Below are 20,135 nucleotides of genomic sequence, written 5' to 3'. Positions count from 1 at the left end.
GTCGGATCGAGGCCGCCGTGGCCACGTTGCCCGGCGACGGATCGGTACGCGAGCAGGTGACCAGCCGCCTGCGTGACCTGCTGGCCGGGCTGGAGGCACGGCGGCCACCGCGCGCACCTCTCCAGCGGCGAGCCGGTACGACACACCCACCACCGCGCACCGCCCCTGCGCCACCGCACCGGCCAGCACGGGCGACTGGCCGAGCAACGTCTCGACGGTCTGTGCGATGTGGACGTCGACGATGCCGTCGATGTCCTGCACACCCTCGGCCTCGGCCCGGCGCAGGCTGGGCAGCACGGCGTCGACCACCGCGGGCAGGTGCCCCGGCGGTCGGGTGCCGGTCGCGGCGGCCTCCCGGGCCGCCTGCACCGCGCCGCACGAGTCGTGACCGAGCACCACCACGAGCGGGGTACCGAGCACTGTCACCGCGTACTCCACGCTGCCGAGCACCTCCGGGCCGGCGGTGTGGCCGGCGGTCCGGACCACGAACAGGTCACCCAGCCCGCGGTCGAAGATGATCTCGGCGGCCAGCCGTGAGTCGGAGCAGCCGACGATCACCGCGAACGGGTGCTGCCCGTCGGCCACGGCGGCCCGGTGCCCGGCGTCCTGGTTGGGGTGGCGAGGAGCGCCGTCGACGAAGCGCCTGTTGCCCGCGACCAACTCGGTGTACGCCCGAGCCGGCTCGCTCGGCGCGGGTGCCCGGTCGGTGGTCCGCTGCGGCCCCGGCTGCCCACCGGTAGTTCCGGAATGACTCATCCCCGCACCTCGTCTCGATGCATCTGACCTGGTCAAACGGCTTCAGGTGGGCCTGCGGCGGGCGCTGGCTCGGGGTCCACCGTCACACGCACCGAAACACGCGTCAAGGGATGCGTGATATAGATTTCATACGTTGACCCCGAATCGACCCGTGGGCGACGCACCGAGGGCGGGCATCCGGAAAGGCGGTCACACGATGACGAACACGTCGACCGGCAGCGGGCGAAACTGGACATTCCTCACCAACCACGGTCACGTTCTGCTGGCCATCGCTCGCGACCCCACCGCCCGGCTGCGGGACGTCGCCGCCGAGGTCGGCGTGACCGAACGCGCCGCGCAGGCGATCGTCGCCGACCTGGAGGCGGACGGATACCTGCACCGCACCCGCGTCGGCAGGCGCAACGAATACACCCTGAACCCGGCCGGCCGGTTCCGGCACCCCGCCGAAGCCGACCGTCAGGTCGGCGCGCTGCTCGCACTGTTCGCCGAGACGCCCACCGCGGAGGTCAGCCCCCAGGCCTGACCATCGTCGCCGGGCCGTTGCCCGACCGAGCACAGCGGTAATCTCTGCGGGTGCGCGAATGCCCGCCGTCGAGCGCGACCCCCTCCTCCCGCCATGCCACCCGCGCGGTCCTCAGTGGAATGCTGGCGCTTCTGCTCGGCACCGGCCTGGTGGCACCCTCCCCGGCCACCGCCGCACCCCCCACCTGCGGTCCAGAGGGCGAGGAGGGCCTGGCACAGCCGCCGTGGGCGTTACGCCGACTGGAACCGGCCTCGGCGTGGCCGCTGTCCCGGGGCGCCGGAGTGACGGTGGCAGTGATCGACTCCGGGGTCTCCGCGACCCACCCGCTGCTCAGCGGCCAGGTGCTCGACGGTCGCGACTTCAACAACCTGCCGGCAAACAAGGGCCAGTGCGACCTCGTCGGGCACGGCACGATGATCGCCGGCATAATCGCCGGCCGGGAAGGCACCGGCGTCCCGTTCAGCGGCATCGCCCCGGCCGCCCGCATCCTCCCCATCCGGGTCCTGCCGGACCTCAAGGACACCAACGACCCGCAGCTTCCCGGGCAGATCGCCGCCGCGATCGACTGGGCGGTCGAGCAGGGCGCCGACGTGATCAACCTGTCCCTGACGACCATTCCCGGCCCGGAACTCACCGCCGCCGTCGAGCGGGCGCTGGCCAAGCAGGTGGTGCTCGTCGCAGCCGCCGGCAACCAGCAGGAGGGGCAGCAGAGTAGGCCGGGTTATCCGGCCGCGTACCCAGGGGTGCTGGCCGTCGGTGGGGTCAACGAGGAGGGTGGTCACGTCGGCACCTCGATCAGTGGTGACTACGTCGACATCGCCGCGCCGGGGCTGAACATCATCGGGCCGGCGCCGCGGGGGGCCGGCTACCGCGCCGAGCCGAACGGCGGCACGAGTTACGCCGCCGCGTACGTCTCGGGTGTGGCCGCGCTGGTCCGCGCGGCCTACCCCGACCTCACCCCGGAACAGATCGCTGAACGACTGGAGCGCACCGCCGACAACCCGCCGGAAGGTCACAACGCCGACATCGGTTACGGCATGGTCAACCCGTACCGGGCGGTGTCGAGCCTTCTGGGCACCCGGACGAACCCGCCCGCCAGCGCGATCCCCGCGCCGATGGCACCGGACGACCCGCTGGGCTGGCAACGCACGGCCGCGATCTGGACGGCGCTGGTCGGCGGGCTGATCGCCGCGCTGCTGCTGATCGGGCGACCGATCGTCAGCCGGGGCCGCGAACGAGGTTGGCGCCCTGGCCGACGCACCGACGCGCCGACCGCCGGCTGACCCGCCGGGTCGGCAGCACCTCGCCGGGGCAGAAACAATGCGGCTCCGGCCCGGGTCGACCGGACCGGAGCCACACCAACGGACTTCTCAGCTCCACACCTTCGAGTTGCTCATCTCGGTGGAGACGTAGTTCTCGCGGGCGATGCCGACAGCGCCGCCGATTTCGTTCAGGATCCGGTTGATGTCCCGGACCGCCGTGTCCCATTTGGCCTGGTGCTGCTCGTAGGCAACCCGGTCCTCGCCGTCCCAGTGCAGCTTGGACAGCATCGACCGCAGCGTGTCGAGCTTCTCGTCGATGGTCTTCGAGATGGCCTGCATCTGCTGGTTGCTGCTCTCGAGGACAGCGTAGTCAACTTTGATCGTCACGATTTCCTCCTCTGCTGCCTGCGGATCACGGGTTGAGAGCAGAGTGGAACTTGTCCAGCATCTGCTGCTGCTCTTCGTCGTTGACCTGGTGCGTCGTACCCGACTTGTCGAGCAGGTCGGCGATGCTGTCCATCGCCGTCAGCAGCTTGACGGTGTCCTCGTTCCAGCGCGTCATCAGCGACTGGAAGCCCGTGGACGCCTGGCCCTTCCACGCCATTGCCAGGTCGTCGACCACGTTCCACAGCTTCTTCAGCTCGCCGTCAACCTCGCTGCGCGTGGACCGCACGTCACTCGCGGCGGTATGCAGAGTCGCTGCTTCGACCTCGAACGCCATGCTTCACACCCCTCCGTCATCTTGTGGTGGCGGCTTCGCCGCACCCCTCCCCCGCGGCAAGGCAGCAACACCCCACCGACGGACACTCCAGTGAAGACCGTAGCGGAAGCCGACCAGCCCTCGCAGCCCTGACCACCGATGCCCGATGGATGGTGGTGAATCGGACCGCCGGTCACGCAGGCTCGGCCCACGCGGTCTGGATCAGCTGCTGGCCGTCGCGCCGGCGGACCAGGGTGCCTCGACCCGGTGGCTGTGGGCTCGGCCGCAGCGTCCCGAAGACGGCACCCTCCTCCCGGCTGCCGGACATCAGCAGGCCCGGGGAGTCCAACTCACGCAGCCGTTGCAGCACCGGCTCGTACAGCGCCCGGGACACGCCGCCGACCCGACGCGTGATGATCAGGTGCAGGCCGATGTCGCGCGCCTGGGGCAGCAACTCCTGTAGGGCGCTGAGCGGATTGCTGCCACCGGAGGCAACCAGGTCGTAGTCGTCGACCAGGATGTACAGGTCCGGACCCTTCCACCAACTGCGGTCACGCAGTTGGGCGGTGGTCACGTCCGGCCCGGGCAGCCGGTTGGACAACGCGCTGCGGATCGAGGCGAGCCCCTGCGCGAACGCCTGGTTGGACGGCGCGTAGTCCAGCAGGTGATCGCCCTCCACCGCACCCAGCAGACCACGCCGGTAGTCGGCGATCACCAGGCGGGCCTGCGCGGGCGTGTACCGCTCGGTGATGCCCCGGGCGATCAGTCGCAACAGGTTGGTCTTGCCGCACTCCGCGTCGCCGAAGACCGTCAGGTGCGGCTCGTTGACCAGATCCAGGTAGACCGGCGCCAGCGCCGACTCGTTGACGCCGATCGGCAGACCGGGCGCTGACCGGTCGATGATCCGGGCCAACTCGCCCACCGGCAGCCGGCGGGGCAGCAGCCGCACCTTCGGCGCCGGCCGTCCCGGCCAGTTCGCCGCCACGTGCCCGGCCAGGGACACCGACGCCTCACTGAGGTCGTCGATGTCCCGGCGACCGTCGATCCGCGAGATCGCCGTGAGGAAGTGCAGCTTGTCCCGGGTCAGGCCGCGACCGGGCGACTTCTCCGGCACGTTCGTCGCCGCCCGGCGGTCGATCTCCGACTCGGACGCGTCACCCAGCCGCAACTCCAGCTTGGTGCCGAGCAGATCCCGCATGTTGATCCGGATCTCCGCCCACCGCACCGCCGTGAGCACCACGTGTACGCCGAAACCGAGGCCACGGTTGGCCAGCGTGGTGATGGTCTGCTCCAGCTCCTCGTACTCCTGGCGCAGCGTGTTCCAGCCGTCGACCACCAGGAACACGTCGCCGAAGGGGTCGTCGACGAACTCGCCGGCGGCCCGGCGACGGCGGTAGCTGGCCACCGAGTCGATGCCGTGCTGGGCGAAGCGGGTCTCCCGGTCGTCCAGGACGGCCACCACCTCGGCCACCGTCCGGCGTACCGCCTCGACGTCGCGTCGACCGGCCACCCCCGCCATGTGCGGGAGCCGCTCCAGGCTGCGCAGCGCGCCTCCGCCGAAGTCCAGGCAGAAGAACTGCACCTCGCGCGGGGTGTGCGTGAGAGCCAGCGAGGCGAGCAGCGTACGCAGCATGGTGCTCTTGCCACTCAGCGAACGGCCGACGATGACCACGTTGCCGCCGGCACCGGCCAGCTCGACCATCATCGGGTCACGGCGCTGCTCGTACGGGCGGTCCACCACACCGACCGGCACCGTCAACCTGCCCCGCCCGGGCCAGGACGCGGTGCACAACCCGTAGGTCGGGTCGACGGCCAGCGCGCCGAGCAGCTCGCCCAGACCCGGCGGATCGGCCAGCGGCGGCAGCCACACCTGATGGGCAGGGCGGCCCTTGCCCTTGAGCTGGTCGATCAGCACGTCGAGCATCGCCACAGCCTTGCCGTCGGCCGGTTGCTCCGGTTCGGGAGCGGCGGCCACCGGCATCTGCGGGAGCTGGGCCGGAACGAAGTCGAGGCCGTACGGCACGATCCGCCGCTGCACCAACGCCTGTGAGGCGCTTGCCTGCTGCCCCGGCGCCCGGTACGCCCCCGACACGTACGCGGCCCGGAACCGCAGCATCGTGCTGGTGTCGGTCTTCAGGTAGCCGTGACCGGGCGCGTTCGGCAGCTCGTACGCGTCCGGCACGCCGAGCACGATCCGGCTCTCCACGGCGGAGAAGGTACGCAGACCGATCCGGTAGGACAGGTGCGTGTCCAGACCACGCAGCTTGCCCTCTTCGAGTCGCTGGCTGGCCAGCAGCAGGTGCACGCCGAGCGACCGGCCCAGCCGGCCGATCATCACGAACAGGTCGATGAAGTCGGGCTTGGCGGCGAGCAGCTCGCTGAACTCGTCGCAGATGATCAGCAGACTGGGCATCGGGGCCAGCGGCTCACCGGCGGCACGGGCCTTCTCGTACTCGAAGCGCGAGACGTAGTTTCCGGCTGCCCGCAGCAACTCCTGCCGGCGCACCATCTCGCCGGCGAGCGCGTCCCGCATACGGTCGACGAGCGGCAGCTCGTCGGCCAGGTTGGTGATCACGGCGCTGGTGTGCGGCAGCGCCTCCAACGAGGCGAACGTCGCGCCGCCCTTGAAGTCCACCAGGACGAAGTTCAACTCCTCCGACGAGTGGGTGACCGCCAACGCGGCCACCACCGTTCGGAGCAACTCGCTCTTGCCGGACCCGGTGGCGCCGATCACCAGGCCGTGCGGGCCCATGCCCTCGTGCGCCGACTCCTTGAAGTCGAGCTCGACCACGTTGCCGTCCGGACCGACGCCGAGCGGGATGCGCAGCCGGTCCCGGTGGCCGCGCGGACGCCAGGTGTTCTGGACGTCCACCGTGGCGGCGTCACCCACACCGAGCAGGTCCGGTAGCTCCATGCTGCGGGCCAGCGGCTCCTCGTTGCTGGTCTGCTGCTGGGACAGCCGGTAGGGAGCGATCTGCCGGGCCAGCCCCTCGGCGGCCTCGGCGCTGAGCTGGTCAGGGCGACCCAACGGCGACGACGAGCTGCCCCGGACGAGGTCGAGCGAGCTGCCGTCGGCCACGTCGAGGCAGAGCAGCCAGCGGCCGGCATCGCGCGGCACCGTCCCGGAAAGGTCGATCACGGTCGTGCCGAGCAACCCTGGGCCCACCAGCTGACAGGTCGGTGAGACCTCGCCACCGTCGATGACCACGACCAGGTGCGCGGCGGTGGTCAACGGCTTCGCCTCGGGTGCAAAGCGGGGTCGCGCCGCCAGTTCACCGGCGAGCGCGGCCTCGGCCTCGGCCAGGCTGGCGAAGACCAGCCGGCGCGCTCCGGCCGCGTCCGTACGGGCGCTGTGGTGGGCGTGCGGCAGCCACTTCACCCAGTCCCAGGACGACTGCCGGTCCGGCGCGGCGACCACCGCCACCACCAGGTCGTCCGGCGCATGGAAGGTGGCCAGCTGGCCCAGCGCCGCCCGGGTCAGGTTGAGCACCGGCTCGCGGTCGCCGCGCAGCACCACCCGGCTGAACGCGCGCACCGACAGCGCGGTCGGCAACTCGGGCACTGTGGAGTGTGCGCGGACGAACCGGCGAAGCGCGATGGCGCTCATCGGCTCCAGGTCCTCGACCGGTTTCGTCTCCGGCGGGACGATCTCGACCGCCAGTCGCTGCGGGCCGAGGGCGATCCGGGTCTCGCCGAAGTCGTCCTCGGTGATCCGCCGCTCCCAGAGCCGACGGGACGCGGCGATCGACCAGAGCGCGTCGGGCTCCGGGTGCCGCCAGGCCATCGCGGCCCGCTGCTGCTCGGCGGCACGCCTTGTGCGCTTACGCATCTGCGCCAGGTAGCGCATGTAGTCGCGGCGGTCGGCGTTCAACTCGGCCTTGTCCTTGCCACCGCTGTTGGCGAGTGAACCGATCGCCATGCCGAGCATCGAGACACCGAAGAGGCCGCCGGCGACGTACGTCATCATGCCGCCGCCCTTGCCGGCGTAGAGGAAGGCCATCGCACCGACCCCGCAGAACATCGGCAGGATCATGAGCAGTTGCCCCATGCCGCGAGGTGTCGGCTCGGGCAGCTCGGGCGGCGACTCCAGCAGCACCTCACCGCGAGGTAGGGCCGGTCCCGGCTGACGCGGGAGCCGGCGGAACACCACCGTGCTCACGGCTGTCTCCTCCCCAGAAGCGGCCCTGATGACGTGCCGCCGCGGACCGGAGCCCGCGGGTGGGCATCGTACGTGCCCGCCATCGTAGGTAATCTGCCGTGGGCGCGGTGGACCCGGACCGCAGCATCGCGGCCAGCCGATCGCAGACGCACACCTGGAGGCCACTGTGGCGACGAAGACGGCGACCGGTGGACTGAGCCGGATCACCATCGTGGCTCCGCGTACCCGGATGGATCTGGCGCTGCCGTCGGACGTGCCGATTGCGGACCTGCTCCCCACCCTGCTGCGCTATGCCGGCGAGGACCTCGCCGACGAGGGCGCGCGGCACGGCGGCTGGGCTCTGTCCCGGTTGGGCGGTGCGCCGCTGGACGGCGGGCGCACTGCTGGGCAGCTCAGCATCCGCGACGGTGAGGTGCTCTACTTCAACCCCCGGTCCGCCGCCGCACCGGAGATCGTCTTCGACGATGTGGTGGATGCGGTGGCCACCGCCACCAACCAACGTCCCGGGGCCTGGCAGGCCGGTGCGACCCGGTCCTTCGCTGTGGTCTTCGCGGCGGCGGCGTTCGGCGCCGGCGCACTCGCCGCGCTCTTCGCCGGCCCACCGCACCTGCCCGGCGCGGTGGCCGCCCTGCTGGTCGCGGTGGCGTTGCTGGTCGGCGCGGCGGTGCTGTCCAGGGCCGCCGGCGACAGTCAGACCGGTGCGGTGCTGGCCATCGTCGGCCTGACGCACGCCGCCACCGGCGGTCTGCTGCTGCTCGCCGGTGACCGGCCGCTGACCGAGTTGGCCAGCCCGCACGTGCTGGTGGCGGCGACCGCCGCGGTGGTCGCCGGTGCCGTCGCCGTGTTGGCTGTCGGTGACCGGTACCCGCTCTTCTTCGCCGCGATCGGGGTGGGGGCCGCGACCGGCCTCGGCGCTCTGCTCTGCCTGGTCTTCGGCCTCGACGCGCCGGCCTCCGCCGCGGTGGTGGCCGCTGTGGCGTTCGGTGTGGTGCCGGCGCTGCCGATGACGGCCTACCGGCTGGCGCGACTGCCGGTGCCGTCGATCCCGACCGGTCCGGAGGACCTGAAGACCGACACCGAGTCGGTGGACGGCAGGCACGTGCTCCAGCGGAGCGAGCGGGCGGACCAGTTCCTGACCGGTCTGTTGTGGACGATCGCGCTCCTGGTGCTGGGCGCGCAGATCGTGCTGGCTCTCGACGGTCGGCTGTCGGCGGTACTGCTGTGCCTGGTGCTGGCGCTGTTGTCGCTGCTGCGGGCCCGGCCGCTCCTGGGCCGCGCCCAGCGCACCCCGGTGCTGCTCGCCGGGACCGTGGGCCTGGGCCTGGCCGCCGCGGCCACCTTCACCGACGGGTCGCTGCCGGTCAAGCTCGGTCTGGTCCTCGGCGGTCTGGTGCTGGCCGCCGTGATCAGCCTGATCTACGGCCTGACCGTTGCCGGCAAACGCATCTCACCGGTCTGGGGCCGGCTTCTCGACATCGCCGAGATCCTGCTGATCATCGCGCTGGTCCCGCTCGCCTTCTGGGTGTGCGGGCTCTACGGCTGGATCGTCAACCTCCGGCCCTGACCACCCACCGCCGCCCTGCCGGGTTACTGCTGTCCCGAACGGGTGGAGGCCCCCAACGCCGCCGCGACCGGCGCGCTGGCGTAGATGCCCGGTCCGTGCTGACCGTCCACGGGCCGGGTGGACACGCCGGTCCGGTGCGCGACGTCACGGACCACCTTCAGCAGCGCCTCGACGTGACCGTCCATCGCGGCGATCCGGAGCAACGGCGCTGCCACACGGCCGTCCATCGACACCGCCGCGGCCACCGTGTGCGACGGCGCCGAGGTCGCCGTGATCGCGTCGACGAGCGGGCCGAGGGGCGCGTCCGTTCGGCCTCGCAGCGCCATGCACCGGTGGGTCCACCCGCCGCCGTGCAGCCCACGCCAGGTCTCCGTCGGCGCTTCCGGCCCCAGGTCCAGGCCGGCCGCCGAGACGATGGCGGCGCGCAACTCTTCCCGGCCCAACGGCCGGTGGGCCAGGCCCGCACCGGTCAGCGCCTTGCCGAGCCGACCGATGCCGGCAGCCAGGGTCCGGTGCACACCGGGCAGCCCGCCGCCCCGGCTCACCGCCTCGACCCGCGCGTCGCGAACGGTGAGGCGCAACGCCACCCAGACGGTCCGGTGCGCGGCCGGCGGCGCGCCGGGCGCCGGGTACCAGACCAGGGTGTGTGCGACGACCTGGGCCCGGGACACCGGGGCGCTGAAGTCGGCGAGTACGCGCAAAATCTGGTCCATCGTGGACGCCTGTACCGATCCGACCGTCGCGCCGCTGACGGACTGCAACGCGACCGCAGCGAACCACCCCTGGGCGTCCTGCCCGATGCCGAGCCGGGTGCCCCGATCGGTCAATTCGATGATGCTCAGCTCGGGGGCGAGAGTGGCCAAACGTGGGTCCGCCGCCGTGCCACCGGCCACCGCGGCCGACGCGCGCTCACCACGGCTCCGCAGCCGCCGCCGCAGCAGCAGGTCCTCGAACCACCAGCGGCCTCCCCGTCGGGCGAAGGTGGCCAGGAGGACGAGCACCGCCACGCCGCCCGCAACGGCGAGCAGCCAACTGGGCCCCGTCGACGCCGCCCAGACGCCGAGCACGCACAACTCCAGCACGACGAGCTGCCCGACCAGCACTGGGCCGACTCGCCCCCCACCGGGTCGGTCACTCGGCGGCGTCGAGCGGGTCGTGGACGGGTCCGTGGCCGCTCGGGCGGGTCGTGCCTGAACCTGCGTCATCGCTGACTGTCCCTCCTGCACGTACGGCTCTGCGCCGGGTCGGTCCGGCGTCGGCCACGAACGGTGGTCCCAAGGAACCCCGGTCGGCCCCTTATCGTAGGGAAGCCCGCGACGGCGCCCCGACCTGATCGTCGCGGATCCACCCTGCCGGAGGTAAGTCATGCGGACCCGCCGCGATCAGGTGCAGGCGTACCGCTTCGTCACCCGCCGGATCGTCTCCGCGTTGCTGTCGGGCGATCCGGAGACCACCAACCTGCCGATGCGAAGGCTCGGCATGGCTGTCTTCGGCAGTGTCATCACCGCGGCCGTCGTGCTCGGCGGGGTCGGAGCCTACGGTCAGCTCACCGGGAACACCGCGCCGCTGGAGGACCAGACCCTGGTCATCGAACGGGAGACCGGCGCGACGTACGTGTTCCTGGAGGGGCAGCTCCACCCGACGCTCAACTACGCCTCGGCGCGTCTGATCCTCGACCAGCCGGACGCGACGGTGCGGACGATGTCCCAGAGTTCCCTGCGGGACCGGCCACGCGGGCTCACCCTCGGCATCGTCGGCGCACCGGACGCGCTGCCGGACCGCAAGTCGCTGACCGGTCTGCCCTGGTCGGTCTGCGACGTGCCCGATCCGGTCGATCCGCAGCGCTCCCGCACCCGGGTGGTGATCGACCGGGCGTTGCCCGGGGGCGTCCCGCTGGGCGACCGGGCGGCGCTCGTCGTGGTGGACGACCAGCGTTACCTGGTCACCAACAACGTCCGACTCCAGGTGCTCGGCGGGGACCAGACGATCACGGCGCTGAAGATGGCCGACGCGGCGCCGCTCCGGGTCGGGCAGCAACTGCTCAACGCCGTGCCGGCCGGGCCGCCGCTGCGCAAACCGTCCCTGCCGGGCGAGGGCGAGTCCAGCACGCGGACCGTGGCCGACCGACCGGCCACCGTCGGTCAGGTGTTCAGCGCCGCCGGGCGGTACTACGTGCTCACCCGGGAGGGGCTCGCCTCGATCAGTGAGATCACCGCCCTGTTGATGGTCGGCGGCGGCGGTCGGATCACGGACATCACGCCGAACCAGGCTGGCGAGTTGTTCGTCGAGCAGCGGGTCGAGGAGGAGGGGCTGCCGAAGACGATGCCCAGCTTCTACCCGACCAACTCGGGTCAGACCGCGCTGTGCGCGACGTACCGGGCGAGCAGCACCGGCGGGCCGCCGACCACCACCCTGGAGGTCTTCGAACGGGCGCCGGCCGAGCTGACCGCTGCCAATCCGGGCCCGGTGCCGGTGCCACAGACCAGGCGGGACGCCGTACGGACCACCGAGGCGGTGCTGCTGCCCGGCGGCAAGGGCGTCATCGCGCAGGCCTCACCCGGTGCCGGGACCAGCGGTTCCGGCGCCGCCGGGTCGACGATCTACCTGATCAGCCCGCAGGGCATCCGGTACCCGCTCGGCTCGGCGGCGACGCTGGGGGTGCTCGGCTACGGCGGGGTCACTCCGCTGGCGGTGCCGGGCTCGCTGCTCTCGCTGATCCCGACCGGGCCCACCCTGAGCCGCGACGCCGCGATGTCGGTCTTCTCGCCCGAGGGGCAGTGATCGGGGCGGATGGCTGAGCAGCGATGACGGGTCGCCCCGCGTCGTAGCCGTGGACTAACCTGGATGTCGCTGACGGTTGTCAACCAGAACGACGGGGATGTTGCCATGACCGGGCGTACGGAAGTCGACCTGTTGTCCCTTGAGGACTTCCACCAGCACCTGGCTTCGCGGTTGAGTCAGGTGGAGTCGGTGCTGCGCAAGCTCAATACCGAAATGCAGTGCCGACCGCCGGCGCTCGGCACGTTCCTGGACGCCACCGACCAGGCGCGTCGCTACAGCGAGGTTCACCAGTCCTATGTCGACCAGGCCGAACGGGTCCGGCAGGCGGTGCTCGCGGCACAGCAGGCGACCAGCACGATCCTGACCAACTACCGCACCGCCGAGGCGCGTAACGCGGCCAACGCCACCGATGTCACAGCGGCGCTGAACGGTGTCGATCGGGCGTTCGAGCCGAAGGAGGACGGGCGTGTCTGATTACACCCAGCGCTACCAGGGCAACACCCACCAGCAGCTCTATGACGGCGTGATGGCCGGCCAGCCCGAGCAGATCGAGGGTGTGGCCGCCCAGTGGGCCGAGCTCAAGGGCATCCTGGACGGTCTCGGCCGAGAGTTGAACGGCGACCTGGAGAAGCTGAGCAACACCTGGACGGGTTCGGCGGGTCGGGAGTTCAACCGGCGGCTCAGCCTGATCGTCGCCCACTCCGACGCGTTGGGCGACGGGATGGCTGGCATCAAGCAGGGGCTGACCATGATGGCCGACCATCTACGGACCGCCCGCAAGCAGGCCGAAAGCCCGGAGGAGACCGACGACAACGACAAGGCGATCTCCGGCGCGGTCAAGGGTGCCACCACCTTCGGTCTGCCGGGCGCTGTGGTCATGGGCATCGTGGGCCACCAGCAGGACAAGGAAGAGCAGGAGAAGGCCCACCAGCGGATGGTGAACCTGGTGGCCGAGTTGGCTGGCGGCTACGAGATCTCCGCCTACGACCGGGTCGTCGATCCGCCCCTGCCACATCCGGACACCCCGGACACCGCCCGCAAGGACCCGACGTCCCCACAGGCTGTTCCGACGGTCGCCAAGGCGAACGCCGGGCCCAGCAGCACCGGCGTCAGCGCGCGTACCGGCGATGCGACCATCGCGAGGCCCGACCGCGCCGCCCAGCCGCCGGGCGTCGGTGACGCCTCGGTCCCCGGCCAACACGGCACGGGCACCGGTGGCGCGCCGGCCGTCGCGGGCGGTCCGATCGGCGCCGGCAGCGACTCCGATTCTCGGAGCACCTCGCTGGCCGGGGCTGACTCGCTGGTCGGTGGGGCGCTGGTCGCCGGTGGCGCTGCCGGGCTGGTCGGGCTGTCCGGGCCGAGCACGGCGACCCTCGCCGCCGGTTCCGGGCCCGGCCTGCTCTTCGGTGGGCAGGGCGGTGCGCCGGCCGGCGGAGTCCTCCGCACCGCGACGCTCGCCGGTTCGGGCAGCACGCCGACCACGTCGGCTCGTCCGGCCGGTGGGGCCACCCCGGCAGAGAGCCGCGCCGCCAGCGGGATCGGGCGCAGCATCGACGGCCAGCGTGGCGGCCGGGGAGCCACGGCCGGCGGCAACAGCCGGCCGGGCGGAGGCAACTCCGGTGTGCTCGGCGGGCGGGGCCGACCTCAGGACGACGACTCCGACGAGCGGCTGACCTGGTTGACCGAGGACGAGATGGTGTGGCGCGACGGTGGCGACGCCGCGCCGCCGGTGCTCGGCAGCGGCCACTGACCACAGCCCGCCTGAAGGAGCGCCGTCGCCCCTGCAGGCGGGAGATGAACGACGGCTGCGCCCCCGACCGGACCCGATCCGGGCGGGGGCACAGCCGCTTTCGGACGAGGATCAGCACCGTCCACTGTGCTCAGGGTGGTGGTGGTCACGGCAGATCAGGCCGCCACCGTGCTGCGGCACACCGCGGTGGGCGATAGGTTGGTCGGGTGTCGTCCGCAGCCTGTGTCCGCCCAGCCCGGTGGGCTGTGCTGCGGTCGCTGCGCGAACTGACCCGACTGGCGGTCACCGCGCTGGTGCTGGCGGTCGGCCTCGGTGGCGCTCTCGCCGCGACGCCGCCGCCCACCCCGACGCAGCTGCGGCCGAGCGCCGTGAGCAGCCGGGTGCCAACGGTCCGCCCTGATACGGGCCCGGCCACCGAGCGTGCCGGCCAGCCCGCCGCGCCGCCGACCGACGCGGTCGACACCGTCGCCGCACCCGTTGTGGTCGCGGAGGGCCCGCAGAACACGCCGGCCATCGATCCCGGCCGTGGCACTCCGGCGCGGCGCGGTCCGCCCGCCCGCTGATCCAGTTCCGGCGATTCCCGAGGCCCGGTTCCGGGTCGTCCGTCACGGCAACCGAGTCTCCGTCGACGGGACGACCCCATCACCTGGCTGACCGGCGCAGTCGGGCTCCTCCTGCCACCCGTCGATACCCGCCTTCGACCGCGAGGTGCTGATCATGCAGACCATCCTCTCCGCCGCCCTGCCCGACCTGTCCCGAGCCGCCGTCATCTGGCTGAGCCTGCTCGGGGTGGTCGGCGTCATCGTCTCCGCGCTTCTGCTGCGGCCCGGCCGACTCCGCATCGACCCGGGCGCCCGGATCCGCCGCGCGGCCATGCCGAGCCAACTCGAACAGGTGCAGGAGGAACGCGAGCAGAGCCGGTACGCGCAGGAGGTCGCTGTGGCCGCCGAGCGGGCGACCACCTCCGCCCAGCGCCGTCGGGCGGAGTGGGTGACCGCGCAGGAGTCGGTCGAGGCAGCCTGGCAGGCGTACGAGGCAGCCGAGGCGGCCGTGCGCCGGCTCGCCGCCGCGGCCGCGATGCCGCTGCCGCACACCGCCCGCACGCCAGCCGAGTACGTGGACCGCGAGCGCTACCTGCACCGTGCGGCGCTGAACGCGTACTGGCGGCGGGAACTGTCGGTGGAGCAGCTCAGCGAGGTGTTCGCGCACCGCGACGGCTGGGACCCGCGGCTGCACCCGGTCGAGCAGGAGCTGGTGCTGCAACGCGCGATCCGCGACAACCTGGCGGCCAGGCACGCCGCTGCTCGCGAGCAGGAGCAGGTCGCCTGGCGGGCTGCTGAGTTGGCCGTGGCGGCGGCCCGCAGTCTGCGCGAGGAGGCGCACGCCGCCACCGGACGACGGGTCGCGGATCCGTCGGTGTTGCCGCTCAGCGAGGTGGCCCGGTCGGCGGCCGAGCAGACCCGGGAGAACGTCGAGCAGACCCGGGAGAACAAGGTGACGGCGCGCGGTCGCGCGGCGGTGCCCGCGTTCTGAGCCACCTGCCGTCCGGTGCGTTAGCGTGACGGCATGTCCCGACAGGCGTGGGTCCTCGTGGTGATCGCCGGCATCCTGGCGATCGCCACACTCGCCGGCGCCGTGGTGCTGGCGGTGCGGGTGGTGCGTACGCGAAGGATGTTGACCGGGCTCGGCACGGGCGGAAAGGTCGCCTTCTACGGGGCGTTGATCTACACGATCTTCCCGGTCGACGTGCTTCCCGACCCGATCTACCTGGACGACATGGGTGTCCTGGCCGGCGCGCTGATCTACCTCACCCGGCTCGTGCACAAACGTCGGGCGGCCGGTCGACGCCTGCCCGGTCAGCCGGACGCCCTGCCGGAGGGGGACCGCGCACGTCGCGTGCCATGATCGGGGCCGGTGCGGCGGACAGGGGGCGGGCATGGTGGGCGGTCATCGACTGGACGTGCACGATGAGCGGGTTGTCGCTTTCTGCGCGGAACGTCACCTTGCCACGCTGACCACTCTGCGGGCCGACGGTACCCCGCACGTCGTACCGGTCGGGGTGACCCTCGACCCGGCGGCCGGACTGGCCCGGGTCATCACCTCCGGCACGTCCAGCAAGGCCCGCCAGGTGGCCGCTGCGGGGCCGGCGGGAGCGGCGGTGGCGGTCTGCCACGTGGACGGCCGCCGTTGGCTGACCATCGAGGGCCGCGCGGTACTGCGGTCGGACCGGGCCTCCGTGGAGGAGGCGGAACGCCGCTACGCCGAGCGGTATCGCACCCCCCGTCCGAATTCCGAGCGGGTGGTCATCGAGATCACCGTGACCGGGTTGCTGGGGAGCCTCTGAACCACCGAGGGCCGGTGGAATCCCGCCCGGCCTCCTGCCGTTACACCTGATCGCGACGGCCGCACCACGCCGCCGGCGGAATGTCCGCCGGAGCAGGGCCGTTACGTCCCCGGTGCGCCAACGGCCGAACCCGCCGCTGGTCGCCCCCCGTGTTGAGCCGAGCGCCATTCCCGGTGCTGCGTCCTCCGCTGCGCGGAGACGTCAACCCCCCGAACGGAGACTCGACCATGAATCCGATCGTCCAGAAGAGCGGTTTGTCCGTTGCCGGCCTGCTGGTCGCCGGCGGTTGCGCCCTCGGCCCGGCGGTGGCCGCCCAGGCCGCCCCGGCTGCCCCCGCACAGACGTCGACGAGTCAGACCCAGCGGTCCGCCGAGCGGATCCTCGGCGTCGACTACCAGGCCCAGCCCAACTTCTACTACTGCGGTCCGGCCGCGACCCGGATCGCGCTGTCCGCCCAGGGCAAGGCGCTCTCCCAGGACGAGGTGGCCAAGCTGCTCGGCACCACCGAGGCGGGCACCCCCTCGGCCCTGGACACCACCCGGGTGCTGAACGAGCTGACCGGCGGCAAGTATCGGACCACCGAGATCCGTGACTCCGTCGCCCGGCCCGACCAGGTCGAGCAGTTGCGTCGGGACGTACTGGCGGCGGTGGACGCCGGCCGGCCGGTGGTTGCCAACATCAAGGGCACGACCGTCGACACCGACGGCAACCCGCACTCGTACGAGGGCGGCCACTACCTGACCCTCGTCGGCTACCGGGACGGTGGCGACACCATCCGGGTCGCCGACCCGGCCGACCCGGCGCTGGGCGAGTACTGGGTGAGCCTCCCGAAGGTCGCCAACTGGATCGCCGAGCGCGGCTACTCCTCCTAACCTGGACGAGTTTCACCGGGCCGGTCTCTCCCTCGGGGGGAGGCCGGCCCGGCTCTCGTCTCGGGCACGGGAGGCGAGGTGCGCGCGGCGACGCGCTCGGATGGACCGTGCCGGCCGCAACCGGCGCAGTGTTCGCCGGGCCGGTGGGTGCAGCTCCGCCTCCCCGGCACCGGCGGCCCGACGCACGATCCGGTTGGCGTCGTCGGGTTCGTACCCGCAGGCCCGGAGCAGGTCGCTGGCTGCGGTCCGCAGTCCGGTGACGAGTGACTCGCCGAACGACCCGACCCCGCTCACCGCCGCACGCCCGGCCAGTTCGGCGCACTCCTCGATCAGCCGGCGGGTGGCCTGCGGGTCCTCGCCGACCCTGCACTCGGTACGCATCTCAGCGACCGCTCGGCCCAGCCGGCCGATCGCGTCCGGCAGCTCCGACGGGATGGGCTCGCCGTACTGCAATGCTGTCGACGACCAGCGGGCCAGGGCTCGGCTGTCGAGCAGCAGACGCTCCAGGTGGTCGGCGCTGCGGGCGTACCTGTGGAACTGCTGGCGGCGGTGCCAGCGGGCCGGAGCGATCGTCACCACCTCCTCCGCACCGCTCAGCGCGTCGTGCAGCCGACCCAGGTCGCTTTCGGTGTCCCGGAGCCGTCCCAGAACGCGAAGCGTCCCGTCGCCGTCACGTTCCCGTAGGGCCTGCGCCAGCTCGGCGAGTTGGTCGCAGAGGACTTCGAAGATCGGCGCCGCGGCTCGGTCCAGCACCCGCATCGGGTTGATCGGCAGCAGCAGCGCGACCACCACCAGACCGACCGCTCCGCCGACGAGCGCGTCGAAGATCCGGGGCAACTCCAGACCACGGTCCATCGGGGCCAGCGTGGCGATCAGCACCGCGGTACCGCCGGCCTGACCGACCAGCGCGCCCCCCTTGCCGGCCACCAGCAGCGCGGCGGCGATGGCCAGCGCGACGACGACGCCGGTCTGCCACGGCCCCGAGCCGAGCAGGTACCGCAGGGTGTCCCCGATGACGATGCCCAGCGACACGCCACCCAGCAGTTCGAAGGTGCGTCGGGCCCGCTGCCCGATGGCGGTGGCGATCGTTCCGACGGCGGCGGCCGGGGCGAAGACGTGCGATCCGGGGCCGAGCAGATTCTTGGCGAGCAGAGCGGCGATCGCCGCGGCCAGCCCGGCCTGGACGGAGATCACCAGGGTGATCTCCCACTGCCGGGCCCGGATCCGGCCCGCCTGACCGCCCCGGTGCCGTACCCGTTCGACTGCCTGGCCGCTCCGCTCGGCAGCCTCGTCGAGACGCGACCGATCGCGGTCGGCGGGTGGGCGGTCGTCGGCCATGGCGGCGGTTACCCCGGCGGGGAGGGGGCAATCGTGCAGGTCCGGCACCACCCGTCCCCGGGGCACCACAGGCCTCCTCCAACGCATCGTCGTCTGTAGGTTTGTGCAGCCCCGTGGGGGTACCAGGGCGTCACACCTCCCACCGATCCGCAACCGGTAAGGGGCCGTGAGATGACCAACCCACACACCACCGATGACCGTGACGTCGTCGACATCCTGGTCGCCGACCACCGTGCCGTCGAGGCGCTCTTCGTCGAGTTGGAGACCCGGCAGGGCGCCCTCGAACACCGCCGCCACCTCGCCGACGTGGTGATCGCCGAACTCGTCCGCCACTCGGTCGCGGAGGAGGCGTACGTCTATCCGATCGCTCGTAAGGCACTGCCCGACGGCGACGAGATCGCCGACCGCGAAGTCGCGGAGCACGCCGAGGCCGAACGGACCATGAAGGAGTTGGAGTCCGTCGAGCCGTCCGACCCCCGCTTCGACGAGTTGCTCGCCCACCTGACGAGCACGATCCGGGACCACGTGCGCGAGGAGGAGAACGAACTCTTTCCCCGGCTCCGCGCGGCGACGGCCCGGGAGGAACTGGTCGACGTCGCCGCCAAGGTGGAGGCGGTCAAGGAGATCGGTCCGACCCGGCCGCACCCGGGCTCACCCGACCACCCGCCGGCGAACAAGCTGCTCGCTCCCGGCATCGGCCTGGTCGACCGGCTGCGCGACGCGTTGAGCGGGCGTCCCACCTCAATGGACGAGCTGCGCGAGCGGCAGCAGCGCTGAGCCCGACAAGAGCGCCCCGGGCCGCCGACTGCACGGCGACCCGGGGCGCTTCCGGTGGGTCAACGGGTCTGGTCGCCCTGACCGGTACGCGCCTGAGCCTGGTCGACACCCTTGTCGATCTTGTCGGTGTACTTGCCACCGCTGCGCTTGTCGGCCATGTCACCGGCCTTCTCCATGCCCTTGTCGACCTGCTCGTCGTGCTTGTTCGCGAAGTCCTTGGCCTTGTCCATGAAGTCACCCACGACACTCCCCCTTCAGTTCCGGCTCCACCAGTCGCGTTCCCTCGCGCCGGCGACGCAAACGCCGTCGTCCCGGACGCGGTAGGCGAACACCCACCCGGGGGTTCCGAACCGGCGTACGATCCGCGCGGGCAGCCGCTGACGGGGAGTCGACGCGAAACGGGTGTCGGCGCACGACCGGCTGGGTACCGACCTCGCCGAGATCGAGGAGGACCGACATGGCGGCAGAGGAACCCGGAACCAGGACCGGCGACCCCGGCCCGCGGCAGAGTTGGGCGGCGCTGCCCTGGCTGGTCCGGACCGCGGTCTTGTGGAGCGCATGCCTGGTGGTGATCGTCGCCGGGCTGTACCTGCTGGGCAAGATCGCCGTCCTGCTGGCACCGCTGGCCATCGCGCTGGCCGCCACCGTCTTCCTCACCGCGCTGCTCGACCCGGTGCTGCTCCTGTTGCGTCGGCTGCGTCTGCCGGCGGCACTGGCCGCGCTGTGCACAGTGCTGCTGCTGCTCGGCATCCTGGTCGGTGTCGGTGCGTTGGTGTGGAACCTGACCGCGAGCCAGTTCGACCAGCTCAGTCAGGAGTTGACGCAGGGGGTCGAGCGCAGCCGTGACTTCGTGACGTCGACGCTGCCGGTCAGCGAAGCGCAGCTGGACCGGCTGGTCGACCAGGCCCGGGAAGGGTTGAGCGGCAGCTCGCCGGACCCGGTGTCGGGCGCCCGGACGGCCACCGAGGTGTTCGGTTCCGCGCTGCTCGCCCTGGTGCTGCTCTTCTTCCTGCTCAAGGACGGCCGGTCGATGTGGCACTGGGTGCTGTCACGGGTGTCCGGCGCGAACCAGTCGGTTGCGGCCGAGGCCGGCCGGGCCGGTTGGCAGACGTTGGGCGCGTACAGCCGGGGCACCATGCTGATCGCCGCGATCGACGCGATCGGCATCGGCCTGGCCCTGGTGGTGTTGCGGGTGCCGCTCGCCCTGCCGCTGGCACTGATCACCTTCCTCGGCGGGTTCGTGCCGATCATCGGGGCGACGGTGGCCGGCGCGGTGGCGGTGCTGGTGGCACTGGCCGCGAACGGCCCC

The 20,135-nt window shown here is 72.0% G+C and carries 20 protein-coding genes; 13 read left to right on the top strand and 7 right to left on the bottom strand.

The features are described 5' to 3' along the window. The coding region (locus tag ACWCO3_RS14455; protein WP_450010289.1) for a carbonic anhydrase at positions 1–756 on the bottom strand (756 nt) is incomplete at its 3' end. A gap of 196 nt (positions 757–952) precedes the next feature. Here ACWCO3_RS14455 and ACWCO3_RS14450 point away from each other — a divergent pair. Then, positions 953–1,279, top strand: a complete 327-nt coding sequence (locus ACWCO3_RS14450; RefSeq protein WP_145786060.1) for a helix-turn-helix transcriptional regulator — start codon at positions 953–955, stop codon at positions 1,277–1,279. Positions 1,280–1,398: 119 nt separating this feature from the next. Beyond that, positions 1,399–2,562, top strand: coding sequence for a type VII secretion-associated serine protease mycosin (gene mycP / locus ACWCO3_RS14445; RefSeq protein WP_357931184.1), 1,164 nt, complete (start codon positions 1,399–1,401; stop codon positions 2,560–2,562). Between the two features lie 87 nt (positions 2,563–2,649). Here mycP and ACWCO3_RS14440 read toward each other — a convergent pair whose 3' ends face one another. The 3 genes from ACWCO3_RS14440 to eccCa form a co-directional block, all read right to left on the bottom strand. Continuing rightward, positions 2,650–2,928 (bottom strand): WXG100 family type VII secretion target, encoded by a 279-nt coding sequence (locus tag ACWCO3_RS14440; protein WP_139583997.1) that lies wholly within the window; start codon positions 2,926–2,928, stop codon positions 2,650–2,652. Positions 2,929–2,953: 25 nt separating this feature from the next. Next, a complete protein-coding gene (locus ACWCO3_RS14435) occupies positions 2,954–3,262 on the bottom strand; it encodes a WXG100 family type VII secretion target (protein WP_139583998.1) in 309 nt (102 codons plus the stop codon). Positions 3,263–3,434: 172 nt separating this feature from the next. Then, on the bottom strand, positions 3,435–7,400 hold the full coding sequence (gene eccCa / locus ACWCO3_RS14430; RefSeq protein ID WP_450010284.1) for a type VII secretion protein EccCa: 3,966 nt from the start codon (positions 7,398–7,400) through the stop codon (positions 3,435–3,437). Between the two features lie 166 nt (positions 7,401–7,566). Between eccCa and eccD the strand changes: the two genes are divergently transcribed. Then, positions 7,567–8,964: a type VII secretion integral membrane protein EccD gene (gene eccD, locus ACWCO3_RS14425; protein WP_450010282.1), complete on the top strand. Its 1,398-nt coding sequence runs from the start codon at positions 7,567–7,569 to the stop codon at positions 8,962–8,964. A 23-nt stretch (positions 8,965–8,987) separates the two neighbouring features. Here eccD and ACWCO3_RS14420 read toward each other — a convergent pair whose 3' ends face one another. Further along, a complete protein-coding gene (locus ACWCO3_RS14420) occupies positions 8,988–10,169 on the bottom strand; it encodes a type VII secretion protein EccE (RefSeq protein ID WP_450010280.1) in 1,182 nt (393 codons plus the stop codon). A gap of 160 nt (positions 10,170–10,329) precedes the next feature. Here ACWCO3_RS14420 and eccB point away from each other — a divergent pair, with 160 nt between their 5' ends. The 8 genes from eccB (at position 10,330) to ACWCO3_RS14380 (ending at position 16,711) form a co-directional block, all read left to right on the top strand. Further along, positions 10,330–11,745 carry a type VII secretion protein EccB gene (eccB, locus tag ACWCO3_RS14415; protein WP_145786056.1) on the top strand — a complete coding sequence of 472 codons (1,416 nt, stop codon included), beginning with the start codon at positions 10,330–10,332 and terminating at the stop codon, positions 11,743–11,745. A gap of 105 nt (positions 11,746–11,850) precedes the next feature. After that, positions 11,851–12,219, top strand: a complete 369-nt coding sequence (locus ACWCO3_RS14410; protein WP_145786055.1) for a hypothetical protein — start codon at positions 11,851–11,853, stop codon at positions 12,217–12,219. Beyond that, complete coding sequence (locus tag ACWCO3_RS14405; RefSeq protein WP_358162113.1) at positions 12,212–13,495, top strand: WXG100 family type VII secretion target; 1,284 nt, start codon at positions 12,212–12,214, stop codon at positions 13,493–13,495. The genes ACWCO3_RS14410 and ACWCO3_RS14405 overlap by 8 nt, the downstream gene beginning before the upstream one ends. 206 nt (positions 13,496–13,701) lie before the next feature. Further along, positions 13,702–14,058, top strand: coding sequence for a hypothetical protein (locus tag ACWCO3_RS14400; RefSeq protein WP_450010277.1), 357 nt, complete (start codon positions 13,702–13,704; stop codon positions 14,056–14,058). A gap of 154 nt (positions 14,059–14,212) precedes the next feature. Further along, a complete protein-coding gene (locus ACWCO3_RS14395) occupies positions 14,213–15,028 on the top strand; it encodes a hypothetical protein (protein WP_145786052.1) in 816 nt (271 codons plus the stop codon). 33 nt (positions 15,029–15,061) lie between these two features. Continuing rightward, a complete protein-coding gene (locus ACWCO3_RS14390) occupies positions 15,062–15,400 on the top strand; it encodes a YkvA family protein (protein WP_145786051.1) in 339 nt (112 codons plus the stop codon). 31 nt (positions 15,401–15,431) lie between these two features. Further along, a complete protein-coding gene (locus tag ACWCO3_RS14385) occupies positions 15,432–15,839 on the top strand; it encodes a pyridoxamine 5'-phosphate oxidase family protein (protein WP_450010274.1) in 408 nt (135 codons plus the stop codon). 227 nt (positions 15,840–16,066) lie between these two features. Then, complete coding sequence (locus tag ACWCO3_RS14380; RefSeq protein ID WP_145786049.1) at positions 16,067–16,711, top strand: C39 family peptidase; 645 nt, start codon at positions 16,067–16,069, stop codon at positions 16,709–16,711. 12 nt (positions 16,712–16,723) lie between these two features. Here the strand turns inward: ACWCO3_RS14380 and ACWCO3_RS14375 are convergent, their stop codons facing one another. Next, on the bottom strand, positions 16,724–18,115 hold the full coding sequence (locus tag ACWCO3_RS14375; protein ID WP_244312056.1) for an FUSC family protein: 1,392 nt from the start codon (positions 18,113–18,115) through the stop codon (positions 16,724–16,726). Positions 18,116–18,220: 105 nt separating this feature from the next. On the opposite strand from ACWCO3_RS14375, the gene ACWCO3_RS14370 reads away from it, so the two are divergent. Beyond that, positions 18,221–18,826, top strand: coding sequence for a hemerythrin domain-containing protein (locus tag ACWCO3_RS14370; protein ID WP_450010271.1), 606 nt, complete (start codon positions 18,221–18,223; stop codon positions 18,824–18,826). A 59-nt stretch (positions 18,827–18,885) separates the two neighbouring features. Here the strand turns inward: ACWCO3_RS14370 and ACWCO3_RS14365 are convergent, their stop codons facing one another. After that, positions 18,886–19,056: an antitoxin gene (locus ACWCO3_RS14365; RefSeq protein WP_423469600.1), complete on the bottom strand. Its 171-nt coding sequence runs from the start codon at positions 19,054–19,056 to the stop codon at positions 18,886–18,888. Between the two features lie 227 nt (positions 19,057–19,283). Here ACWCO3_RS14365 and ACWCO3_RS14360 point away from each other — a divergent pair. After that, positions 19,284–20,135: AI-2E family transporter (locus ACWCO3_RS14360; protein WP_450010269.1), on the top strand; the 852-nt coding region annotated here is incomplete at its 3' end.

Source organism: Micromonospora sp. NPDC002411 (genome assembly GCF_053592955.1).
The sequence above is the reverse complement of the archived record's forward strand: the minus strand, read 5'-3'. Positions and strand labels throughout refer to the sequence as shown.